At 71.8% G+C, this 10381-nt stretch carries 12 protein-coding genes; 2 read left to right on the top strand and 10 right to left on the bottom strand.

Translation table 11 applies throughout. The features are described 5' to 3' along the window. Together H5J29_RS09610 and H5J29_RS09605 are read right to left on the bottom strand one after the other, a co-directional pair. On the bottom strand, positions 1-780 hold a 780-nt coding region (locus H5J29_RS09610; protein WP_181780575.1), incomplete at its 3' end, for an enoyl-CoA hydratase/isomerase family protein. A 9-nt stretch (positions 781-789) separates the two neighbouring features. Continuing rightward, positions 790-1689 (bottom strand): beta-keto acid cleavage family enzyme, encoded by a 900-nt coding sequence (locus tag H5J29_RS09605; RefSeq protein ID WP_181780574.1) that lies wholly within the window; start codon positions 1687-1689, stop codon positions 790-792. A gap of 109 nt (positions 1690-1798) precedes the next feature. Here H5J29_RS09605 and H5J29_RS09600 point away from each other — a divergent pair, with 109 nt between their 5' ends. After that, complete coding sequence (locus tag H5J29_RS09600) at positions 1799-3025, top strand: acetyl-CoA C-acetyltransferase (protein ID WP_181780573.1); 1227 nt, start codon at positions 1799-1801, stop codon at positions 3023-3025. Further along, positions 3025-3762 (top strand): glucose 1-dehydrogenase, encoded by a 738-nt coding sequence (locus H5J29_RS09595; protein ID WP_181780572.1) that lies wholly within the window; start codon positions 3025-3027, stop codon positions 3760-3762. Before H5J29_RS09600 ends, H5J29_RS09595 begins: the two co-directional genes overlap by 1 nt. Positions 3763-3778: 16 nt before the next feature. Here the strand turns inward: H5J29_RS09595 and H5J29_RS09590 are convergent, their stop codons facing one another. The 8 genes from H5J29_RS09590 to H5J29_RS09555 all read right to left on the bottom strand — a co-directional run. Continuing rightward, the gene (locus tag H5J29_RS09590; RefSeq protein ID WP_220187193.1) at positions 3779-4648 is read right to left on the bottom strand and encodes an LLM class F420-dependent oxidoreductase; all 870 of its coding nucleotides are present in this window, start codon (positions 4646-4648) and stop codon (positions 3779-3781) included. Between the two features lie 29 nt (positions 4649-4677). Next, complete coding sequence (locus tag H5J29_RS09585; RefSeq protein ID WP_181780571.1) at positions 4678-5631, bottom strand: cyclase family protein; 954 nt, start codon at positions 5629-5631, stop codon at positions 4678-4680. Between the two features lie 51 nt (positions 5632-5682). Further along, a complete protein-coding gene (locus H5J29_RS09580) occupies positions 5683-6528 on the bottom strand; it encodes an SDR family NAD(P)-dependent oxidoreductase (protein ID WP_181780570.1) in 846 nt (281 codons plus the stop codon). 22 nt (positions 6529-6550) lie between these two features. Next, the gene (locus H5J29_RS09575) at positions 6551-7339 is read right to left on the bottom strand and encodes an SDR family NAD(P)-dependent oxidoreductase (protein ID WP_181780569.1); all 789 of its coding nucleotides are present in this window, start codon (positions 7337-7339) and stop codon (positions 6551-6553) included. 28 nt (positions 7340-7367) lie between these two features. Then, positions 7368-8528: an acyl-CoA dehydrogenase family protein gene (locus H5J29_RS09570; RefSeq protein ID WP_181780568.1), complete on the bottom strand. Its 1161-nt coding sequence runs from the start codon at positions 8526-8528 to the stop codon at positions 7368-7370. Further along, positions 8525-9031: a MaoC family dehydratase gene (locus tag H5J29_RS09565; protein ID WP_181780567.1), complete on the bottom strand. Its 507-nt coding sequence runs from the start codon at positions 9029-9031 to the stop codon at positions 8525-8527. Before H5J29_RS09565 ends, H5J29_RS09570 begins: the two co-directional genes overlap by 4 nt. Next, positions 9028-10194 carry a CaiB/BaiF CoA transferase family protein gene (locus H5J29_RS09560; RefSeq protein WP_181780566.1) on the bottom strand — a complete coding sequence of 389 codons (1167 nt, stop codon included), beginning with the start codon at positions 10192-10194 and terminating at the stop codon, positions 9028-9030. Before H5J29_RS09560 ends, H5J29_RS09565 begins: the two co-directional genes overlap by 4 nt. After that, positions 10191-10381: hypothetical protein (locus tag H5J29_RS09555; RefSeq protein ID WP_220187192.1), on the bottom strand; the 191-nt coding region annotated here is incomplete at its 5' end. The genes H5J29_RS09560 and H5J29_RS09555, both read right to left, overlap by 4 nt.

The following is a 10381-nucleotide window of genomic DNA, read 5'->3' as shown; positions in this document are numbered from 1 at the left end:
TCGGCGCTTCTCCAGGAACGCCTCGACGGCCTCCCTGTGGTCCCGGGTCACCCCGAGCCGGGCCTGCCCGGCGGCCTCCCCCTCCAGCACCGTGTCCAGCGACGACACCGCGCCGAGCGCGACCGCCTTCTTGATCTCGGCGTAGGCGAGGGTGGGCCCGGCGGCCAGCCTCGCCGCCAGCTCGCGAGCCGTGTCCACCACCCGGTCCGCCGGGACGACGGCCCTGACCAGCCCGGACGCCTGCGCCTGGGCCGCGTCGAACGACTCGCCGAGCAACAGCAGCTCGGTCGCCCGCGCCGCACCGAGTGAGTGCACGAGGCTCGCCGACAGCCCGGAGTCCGCGGTGAGTCCGATCGCGGCGAAGGCCGTGGCGAACGTGGCGGTGTCGGCGGCGACCCGCAGGTCACAGGCCAGCGCGAAGCCGAGCCCGGCGCCCACGGCCCCGCCGTTGATCGCGCCGACCACCGGCTTGGGCATCGTCGCGATCGACCGGACGATCGGGTTGTAGTGCCGCTCCACCGTGTCGAACGACGTGGACGCGTTGCCGCGCAACGACTCGACGTGCTCGCTGAGGTCCTGCCCCACGCAGAACGACTTCCCGCTGCCCGCGAGGACGACGGCGCGCACCGAGTCGTCCGCCGCCACCTCCTCGAGCGCCGCGAGCAGCGCCTCCTTGAGCTCGACCGTGAGCGCGTTGCGCTTCTCCGGCCGGTTCAGGGTGACGACCGCGACGGCCCCGTCCCGCTCGACCGTGACCGGCGCACCGCTGTTCGACTCCACGGGGGCATGCTAGCCCACCGAACGATCGTTCGTGGTCAGGAGTGCGCGGGTCTCGGCGGGCGTCGCCGGCCGGGTCCCGAGCCGGTCCAGGAGCTCCACCAGCTCCGCGACCAGCTCGACGTTGCGCGGGGTCCGCTCCCCGGCGTGGTCCTCCAGGCCCACCCGCACGTGCCCGCCCCGTCGGACGGCGTGTTCGGCCAGCCCGCACCCCACGACGTCGCCACCCAGGACCGCCACCGACCACGGCAGCCCGGCCGGCTCCAGCAGCTCGAGGTACGCCGCGAGTGCGGTGGGCGTGGGCGGCAGGCCGAACTGCAGGTCGCCGCCGAAGTACAGCTTCACCATCCCGACGGGCAGCCGACCGTGCCGGTGCAGGGTCAGCGCGGTGCGCAGGAACCCGGGTTCGAAGATCGAGATGCTGGGGACCGCACCGAGGGCGACGGTGCGCGCGGCCATGTGCTCGGTGTCGGCGATCGTGTTCTGGTACGCGGACCCCGCGGCGGACCGCGGGGAGCGACCCGCCGCCGTCAGCCCGACGTTCACCGACCCCGGATCGACCAGCGTCATCCCGCCCAGCCCGGCGAGCGTCTCGACGTGCGCCCACCGCCGCTCGACGGGGATGCCGCGGGCGCCCGCCGCCATCGTCGGGTAGAGGAACACGTCCGGATGGGCCGCGCGGACCGCCGTCCACGCCTCGACGTACGGCCCCGCGGCGTGCACGCCGTCCGTGGTGAACATCGGTTCGTCGTTGTGGTTGTGCAGGATCGTGGCGCCCAGGTCGGCGCACGCGATCATGTCGGCCGCGATCTCGGCAGGCGTGCGCGGGACGTGCGGGGTGACGGCGCGCGGCGTCGGGCCGTTGACCGCGACCTCCACGACGACCTCCCGGTCGACACCGTCGGGGACCATGCGACCCAGGATGGCACGGCCGTGTGATCCCTACCTGCCGGTAGGTCCGCGCCGTGGCCCGCGGGGCAGACTGCTCGACAGGACCGACCCTCCACCGAAGGAGACTCCCGTGCCCGAAGCAGTCATCGTCGCCGCAGCGCGTTCCCCGATCGGCCGCGCCCGCAAGGGCTCCCTCAAGGACATGCGCCCCGACGACCTGGCCGCCCAGATGGTCCGCGCCGCACTCGACCAGGTCCCCGCCCTGGACCCCACCGAGATCGACGACCTCATGCTCGGCTGCGGCCTGCCCGGCGGCGAGTCCGGCGACAACATGGGCCGCATCGTCTCGGTCCTGCTCGGCCTCGACACCGTGCCCGGCACCACCATCACCCGCTACTGCTCCTCCAGCGTGCAGACCACCCGCATGGCCCTGCACGCCATCAAAGCCGGCGAAGGCGACGTGTTCGTCTCCGCAGGCGTCGAGACCGTGTCCCGCTTCGACCGCGGCACCTCCGACTCCTGGCCCGACACCCACAACCCGCTCTTCGCCGACGCCGAGGCCCGCACCGCCTCGACCGCCGAGTCCGGCACCGACACCTGGACCGACCCCCGCTCGACGGGGAACCTCCCCGACGTCTACATCGCGATGGGCCAGACCGCCGAGAACCTCGCCCGCGCCAAGGGCGTGACCCGCCAGGACATGGACCGCTTCGGCGTCCGCTCCCAGAACCTCGCCGAAGCAGCCATCGCGAGCGGGTTCTACGCGAACGAGATCACCCCGGTCACCCTGCCCGACGGCACCCTCGTCACCACCGACGACGGCCCCCGCGCCGGAGTCACCTACGAGGCGATCTCGCAGCTCAAACCGGTGTTCCGGCCGGACGGTCTGATCACCGCCGGGAACTGCTGCCCACTCAACGACGGCGCCGCCGCCCTGATCGTCACCTCCGACACCAAGGCCCGCGACCTCGGCCTCACCCCACTCGCCCGGGTGATCTCCACCGGCGTCACCGGGCTCTCACCCGAGATCATGGGCTACGGCCCCGTCGAGGCCTCCAAACAAGCCCTGCAGCGGGCAGGCATGACCATCGACGACGTCGACCTCGTCGAGATCAACGAAGCCTTCGCCGCCCAGGTCATCCCGTCCGCCCGCGACCTGGGCATCGACCCCTTCGGCGACACCCTCAACGTCCACGGCGGCGCCATCGCCGTCGGCCACCCCTTCGGCATGACCGGCGCCCGCATCACCACCACCCTGCTCAACGGCCTACGCGCACGCGACAAGAGCATCGGCCTGGAGACCATGTGCGTCGGTGGCGGACAAGGCATGGCGATCATCTACGAGAGGCTCTCCTGATGGGCAACCTGACCTTCGACTTCACCGGCCGCACCGTGGTCGTCACCGGGGCCGCCCGTGGCGTCGGACGGGCGTTGGCCGAGCGTTTCCAGACCGCGGGTGCATCGGTGGTCATGGTCGACTTCGACGCCGACGCGCTGAAGGAGACCGCGGCCGAGATCGGCGCGATCGGCATCGCCGCCGACGTCTCCGACACCGCGCAGGTGAACGACGTGCTGGAGCAGGCGGTCGCCGACACCGGGCGCCTGGACGTCGTGGTCAACAACGCGGGCATCCTGCGCGACGGCATGCTGTGGAAGCTGAGCGACGACGACTACGAGGCCGTGATGGCCGTCCACGCGGGCGGGACCTTCCGCTTCACCCGCGCCGCCGTGCCGCACTTCCGCAGGCAGGGTGGTGGCCGCGTGATCAACGTGACCTCCTACACCGGCCTGCGGGGCAATGTCGGGCAGTCGAACTACTCGATGGCGAAGGCCGGGATCATCGGGTTCACGAAGACCGCGGCGAAGGAGCTCGCCCACTTCGGCATCACCGTCAACGCGATCTCGCCGAACGCCCAGACCCGGATGATCGAGTCGATTCCCGAGGGGAAGCTCGCGGAGATGACGGCGGCGATCCCGCTGGGTCGCTTCGGCGCCCCAGTCGAGATGGCCGCCGCGGTGGCGTTCCTCGCCTCCGACGAGGCCGCCTACATCACCGGCGTGGTGCTGCCCGTGGACGGCGGGATGGCCATCTGAGGGCGGCGAGGCACCGTCAGCTGCCCGCTCGCCGATAGGTGCCCACGGCGTCGGCGCACGCGTCCATCGCGCGCTCGACGACGTCCGTGGGCCCGTTCGGCAGCCAGTGCAGCGCGCGGTGCACCCCGGCGCGGGCGAGCCAGTCGAACCGCCGGGGGTCCGCCCCGATCCCGCCCGCCGTGATGCCGACCGTGCGACCGGCCTCCGCGGCCCGGCGGTGGAGCTCCTCGAAGCGGGGCCCGAAGGACTCGTCCACCCCCATCGGCATCCACTCGTCGCCGTAGGCCAGCACCCGGTCGATCACGGTGGGGCCGTTGCCGCCCACCAGGATCGGCGGGTGCGGCTTGCGGACCGGCTTCGGCCAGGACCAGAGGGCGTCGAACGAGACGTGCTCGCCGTGGTAGCTCGCCTCGTCCTCGGTCCAGATCCGCGTGATCGCCTCGACGCGCTCCCGCATCACCGCGAACCGGGTGGCCGGATCCGTCCCGTGGTTGCGGAGCTCCGCCCGGTTCCACCCCGCTCCCACACCGAACAGGAAACGACCGCCGGAGACGTGGTCGAGGGTCGCCGTCTCCTTCGCCGTGACGATCGGGTCGCGCTGGGTGACCAGACAGATCCCGGTCCCGACCAGCAGCCGCTCCGTGCCCGCCGCCATCGCCGCGAGGGCGACGAAGGGGTCGAGGGAGCCGCTGTGCTCGGGGGTGAGCGGCCGACCGTCCGGCCCGTTCCCGGAGTCCAGAGGGATGTGCGTGTGTTCGGGGAGCAGGAAGGACTCGAAGCCCCGCTCCTCGGCCATCCGCCCGAGCCGCACCGGATCCGGGGACTCCGCCGTCAGCGAGATCCCCAACCCGACCACGAGCTCACCGTCCGCACGCACACCCGTCACATGATCGACACTACCGGCGGGGGGTGGGATCAGACGATCGCGAGGGGGTTGACCAGGGAACCGGTGGCTCCCGGCACGGGGATGGGTGCGACCGTGAACAGGAAGTCCGCTCTGCCGACCTCCGCACAGGCCGCGGCCAGGCCCTCGAGGTCGGCGTTGTCGATCAGCGGGCAGCCGAGGAAAACCAGGGTGCCGATGTGGATGGGCAGCATGAACCCGTAGGCGGGCGGAGTCACGTCCGACCCGTTGTCCGACACCAGGATCCCGACGTCACGCTCGCGCAGCCACCCGAGGACCTCCGGGTGCATGCCCTGCAGCCGCGTCTCCCCCGTCGCGTCCTCGCACTCCTGGCCACCCTCCGCCGCCCAGCGCAGGTCCCGGCCGAGGCGGATCAGCAGCGCGTCCCCGGGGGCGATCTCGACGCCCGTCCGGCGCTCGGCCTCCTCGAGCTCCGTCAACCGCACCGGCTCGTCCGCACGGACGTACCCGCCCCGCAACGCCGGGACGTCCAACAGCACGCCACGGGTGACGACCCCGCCCGCGATGCGGCTGATGTCGTTGGTGGTCGAGCCGCTCGCCGGCACCTCCGAGGCGGGCCGCCCGTTGTACATCCGCCCGTCGAAGAAGATGTGGCACAGGGCGTCCAGGTGTGTCTGGGTGGCTCCGTGCACCGACACCGCGAAGCTGTCGCTGGTGACCCCGAACCCCTCGGAGGGCACCCCCGCACCATGGTTGTCCAGACCGAGCGACGCGGGTCGCCCCCACTCGGTCGCCGCCGCGTCCGCCTCCGCCGGGGTCAGTGCCGTGACCGGTCGGGACAGGCTCACCGTGCGCCCGTCCCGCACGCTCGCCACACCGCGCAGGCGGGCGGCGGTGTCGATCAGGTTCAGCGTGCCCAACTGGTCGTCCGCTCCCCATCGACCCCAGTTGCTGACCTCGCTGAACAACGTGCGGAGGTAGTCCTCGCCCATCGGTCCGTCCACGGCCTTGTTTCCTCTCCGGTGAAGAAAGCGTGCGGGTCAGAGGTGGTGCGGTCAGCCGCCCGGGGGTACCGACGTCCGGGCCCCGAGGATGGCCTCGGTCCTGCGGCGCACGTAGTCCTTGGAGGACTCGTGGGTCAGTGCGTAGAGCTCGTCCGCCAGGATCGCCTGCACCGCTCGCTCGGCCACCGCCCGCGGCGGCGCGCCTCGTTCCGCGAGCAGGGCGTGGTTGGCCGCGCGGATCCCCTCGCCCGCCACGAGGTCGCGCTCCGCCTCGGGACCGGTGTCGGGGCGGTGCCGGTGGGTGAAGAAGCCGGTGGCGGTCAGGTCGGGCACGAGCGCGCTGATGCCCACCGCCGCCCGCCGCTCGACCAGCCCGGCCCGCACCGCCTCGGTGAACGCGAGGACCGCGTGTTTGGTCACGCCGTACATGTTGGTCGGCGCGGTGAGCGCGGCCGCCGACGCCGTGTTGACGATGTGCCCCTGCTCGCCACGCGCCAACATCCGGGGCAGGAAGGTGCGGACACCGTGGACGACGCCCCAGAGGTTGACGCCCATCCCCCACGCCCAGTCGGCGTCCTCGGCCTCCCAGATCGCCCCGCCCCGGAAGGCGTCCACCCCGGCGTTGTTGCACACGATCTGCACCGGTCCGAGGGTCGCCTCCGCCCATCCGGCCAGCTCCTCGAGCTGCGCCCGGTCGGTCACGTCGACGACCCGGGCCGCGACCACCGCACCCGGTGCCGCCCCGGCGACGCGGTCTCGCGCAGCGCCCAGCGCTGCCTCGTCCACGTCGACGAGGACGACGTTCGCCCCGCGCTCGGCGAGGACCTCCGCCAGGGCGAGCCCGATCCCCTGTGCGGCTCCTGTCACCACGGCCGTCCGACCGGCCACGGTGTCCACGTCAGCTCACCCCGGCCGGCCGTCAGCGGCGGTCGGCGACGACCGCCAGGGCGGCGGTGATCCCACCGTCGACCGGGATGACGTGCCCGGTCATATAGCGGGCGCGGTCGGAGGCGAGGAAGGCCACCAGACCCGACACGTCCTGCGGGGTGCCGAGGTAGGTGGTGGCGCTGTTGCGGATGTAGGCGGCCCGGTAGTCGTCGGGCATGTAGGCGTCGACGTTGCGGGTCAGGATGGTCGCGGGCGCGACCGCGTTGCACCGGACCCCCTGCTTGCCATACTGGACCGCGACCAGGCGCGTGAGCTCGATGACGCCCGCCTTGGACATCGCGTACGCGCTCAGCGCGACGTCGGCGGTCAGCCCTGCCACCGACGCCATGTTGACGATGCTGCCGCCGCCCTGCTCGACCATGACCGGGACCACGTGCCTGCAGCACAGGAACGGGGCGATCAGGTTGCCGCGCAGGGTCTGCGCGAGCACGTCCGGGTCGAGTGAGACCACGTCGGGGTCCTGCGCGGTGAGCTCCAGCGACGCCGCGTTGTTGTCCAGGAAGTCGATCCGGCCGAACCGGGACGTGACCTGCTCGACCAGCGAGCGGACCTGCTCCTCCTCCCGGACGTCGGTGACGATGGCGTGCGCCTGCCCGCCCGCCTCGCGGATCTCCTTCTCCACCAGCGCCGAGCGCTCGGTGTCGATGTCCGCGATCACGACGATCGCCCCGTTGCCCGCCAGCTCGTGGGCGACGGCCTCGCCCATGCCGTTGGCACCACCGGTGACGATCGCGACCTTGCCGTCGAGCTCCAGCTCCATTGCAGGATTCCTTCCGAGAAGAGGGGGGTCAGAACGACCGGGGCATCTTGAGGACGTGCTGGCCGACGTAGGAGAGGATGAGGTTCGTCGACACCGGGGCGATCTGGTAGAGCCGCGTCTCGCGGAACTTGCGCTCGATGTCGTACTCCTCGGTCATCCCGTAGCCGCCGTGGAACTGCAGCGCGGCGTTGGCGGCCTCCCAGGACGCCTCGGAGGCGAGGAGCTTGGCCATGTTGGCCTCGGCGCCGCAGTCCTCCCCGGCGTCGAACAGGTCGCAGGCGCGCCAGCGCATGAGGTCGGCCGCCTCGATGTTGATGTGGGAGCGCGCGATCGGGAACTGCACGCCCTGGTTCGCCCCGATCGGGCGGCCGAACACCTCGCGCTCCGAGACGTAGCGCCGGGTGCGTTCGACGAAGAACCGGCCGTCGCCGATGCACTCGGACGCGACGAGGATCCGCTCGGCGTTCATCCCGTCGAGGATGTGCCGGAAGCCCCCGCCCTCCTCACCGATCAGCGACGACGCCGGGATCCGGACGTCGTCGAAGAACACCTCGTTGGTCTCGTGGTTGACCATCGTGCGGATCGGGTTGGCCGAGAACCCCTCGAGCTCGCGGATGTCGATCAGGAAGACCGACAGCCCGTCCGACTTCCGGGCGACCTCGTCCTTCGGGGTGGTCCGCGCCAACAGCATCATCAGGTCCGAGTGCTGGACCCGGGAGATGAACACCTTCTGGCCGTTGACCACGTAGGAGTCGCCGTCGCGCACCGCCCGTGTGGAGATGTTGGTGGTGTCGGTGCCCGCGGTCGGCTCCGTGATCCCGAAGGCCTGCAGCCGCAGCGACCCGTCCGCGATCCGCGGGAGGTAGGCCTGCTTCTGCTCCTCGCTGCCGTGCCGCAGCAGCGCGCCCATCGTGTAGAGCTGGGCGTGCACCGGGCCCGCGCTCGCCCCGTTGGCGTGGATCTGCTCCAGGATGACCGACGCGTCCCCCAGCCCGAGGCCGAGGCCGCCGTACTCCTCCGGGACGAGGGCACCCAGGCACCCGGTCTCGGTGAGCGCCTGCACGAACTTCTCGGGGTAGCGGCGCTCGCGGTCGAGCTCGCGCCAGTACGGGTCCGGGAAGTCCTCGCAGATCCGGTCCACCGTGCTGCGCAGGTCGCGCCGCAGCTCGGACTCCTGCTTCAACGTCATCGCGGGTCAGCCTTCCCGTTCTGCTCGAACCGGGGCCCGTGGCCCCGGCGGTAGACCATCGCCGTCCGTTGGTAGGAGATGACGAGGTCGCGGTCCTGGTTGAAACCCTCGGTGTGCACGGTCACGAGCCCGAGGTACGGCCGGGACCTGGACTCCCGCAGCGCCAGGACGGTGCTGCGGGAGTGGATCGTGTCGCCCTCGAACACCGGGTGCGGGAGGGTGATGTCGGTCCAGCCCAGGTTGGCGTAGACGTTCTGCGAGATGTCCGTGACGCTCTGGCCCGCCACCAGCGACAGCGTCAGGCACGAGTTGACCAGCGGACGACCGAAGTCGGTCTTCTTGGCGTACTCGTGGTCGAAGTGCGTCGGGGCGGTGTTCTGGGTCAGCAGGGTGAACCAGATGTTGTCGGTCGTGGTGAGGGTCCGACCGAGCGGATGCTCGTAGACGTCCCCCTCCACGAAGTCCTCGAAGAATCGGCCCTGCCAGCCCGTGTGCGTCGTCATGGTGAGTCCTTCCCCTCCGCTCCGGAGGCATTCAGGCCGAGCCAGTCCCGCACCGCGGCGGTGTGCTGGCCGAGGCCGGGGACGTCCCCGTACCCGTCGATCCCCGGGGGTGCCCAGGGCGGGAGGACCGTCGAGACCGGACCGGACTGCGTACCCGTCCGGGTCCAGCGCCCCGCGAGCTGTTCGTGGTCGGGCAGCCGCTCGATGGGGTTGAGCCTGCCCGAGGCGATGTCGGCGGCGTCGAGCCGTTTGAGGACGGTGTCGCGGTCCAGGCCCGCGAGCCGGTCGGCGATGATCGCGTCGAGCACATCCCGGTTGCCGACCCTGCGCTCCTGGGACCCGAACCGCGGGTCCTCGGCCAGTTCGGGCATCCGGACGACCTCGGCGCAGAATCGCACCCATTCGCGTTCGTTCTGCACCGCGAGCAGGACCTGCGCCCCGTCCCCGGTCGTGAAGGGCCCGTAGGGCGCGATGGTGGCGTGGCTGGCCCCCATCCGCCGCGGCGCCGCGCCGCCGTGGGCCGTGTAGTACATCGGGTACAGCAACCACTCGGTCAACGAGTCGAACAGCGAGACGTCCACCGGGAGCGCCTCCCCGGTCCGGGACCGGTGGTGGATCGCGGCGAGCACGCTCGCGTACGCGTACATGCCCGCCGAGATGTCGGCGATGGAGATCCCGACCTTGGCGGGCGAGTCCTCGCCGCCGGTCAGCGAGATCAGCCCGGTCTCGCCCTGGACGAGCAGGTCGTAGGCCTTGGCGTCGGCCAGGGGCCCCCGGGTCCCGTAGCCGGACACCGAGCCCGCGATGAGCCGCGGGAACCGGGTGGACAACGTGGCCGAGTCGATCCCGAGCCTCGCGGCGGCGGACGGGGAGATGTTGTGCAGGAACACGTCGGCCCGGCCCAGCAGGGCGTCGAGGAGGCGGCGGCCGTCGGCGGACTTCGCGTCGAGCTCGACGGACTCCTTGCCCCGGTTCAGCCAGAGGAACGCGCTCGACAGCCCGTCGACCTTGCCGTCGTAGCCGCGGGCGAAGTCGCCGGTGCCCGGCCGCTCGAGCTTGATCACCCGCGCGCCGAGGTCGGCGAGCTGCCGCGTCGCGAACGGTGCGGCGACCGCCTGTTCCATGGCGACGACGAGGATGCCGTCCAGAGGTGCGGCGCTCACGTCCCGGCCCCCGCACCGGAGGTCGCCAGGGATACCCTGCGGACGAGCGCGCCGACGGAGGGCTGGTCCCGCAGGCGACGCAGGTCGGCGAACAACGCCTCGGCCCCCGTGAGCCCTCGGGTGCAGTCCAGGAACTTGACCCGCAACGCGGCCTCGTCCACCGGCCGCTCCGCGTGCCCCAGCGGGC

It is taken from the genome of Pseudonocardia pini (assembly GCF_013870575.1).
Lineage (GTDB): Bacteria > Actinomycetota > Actinomycetes > Mycobacteriales > Pseudonocardiaceae > Pseudonocardia > Pseudonocardia pini.
The sequence above is the reverse complement of the archived record's forward strand: the minus strand, read 5'-3'. Positions and strand labels throughout refer to the sequence as shown.